General features: G+C 64.0%; 1 protein-coding gene. It reads right to left on the bottom strand.

Features of this window, described 5'->3' with window-relative positions:
• The coding region (locus SxD43FB_RS24230) for a hypothetical protein (protein WP_217988860.1) at window positions 1-303 on the bottom strand (303 nt) is incomplete at its 3' end.
• Window positions 304-400: the final 97 nt, after the last annotated feature.

Below are 400 nucleotides of genomic sequence, written 5' to 3'. Positions count from 1 at the left end.
GGCGGCGTCTGCATCAGGCGCGCCGACCAAACGGATGGTTCGCACCGACACCGCTCGATAGCCGGACGCTTTGAGTGTCTCGCGCAGATCGCCGCCGAAGCCGATGGGCAGTGCGAGTTTCGACTTCAGCGCCAACGGCGACAGGGCGCGGGATGTGTTGCTGGCGCAGCGCGAGGGTTGGGCGCGGTAGTCGTTGATGGCTTGGGCGAGCTGCCCTTCTCCGCCGGCCTGGGCTGAGCCAGTGAATAGCGCGAACAGGGGAATCAGGCAGAGCAGGAGATAGGAACGAGCGGTTGGGCGCATGGGGCGGCAGCTCTGATGGGACGGCGAGGAAGATGATTCGTGAGCGGGTGAATTATGGCGGGCGTATGACTGTGGTTTTTGGCACAAGTTGCACGAC

Source organism: Sphingobium sp. D43FB, from assembly GCF_002312805.1.
Lineage (GTDB): Bacteria > Pseudomonadota > Alphaproteobacteria > Sphingomonadales > Sphingomonadaceae > Sphingobium.
This window is presented reverse-complemented; position numbering and strand designations above follow the sequence as displayed.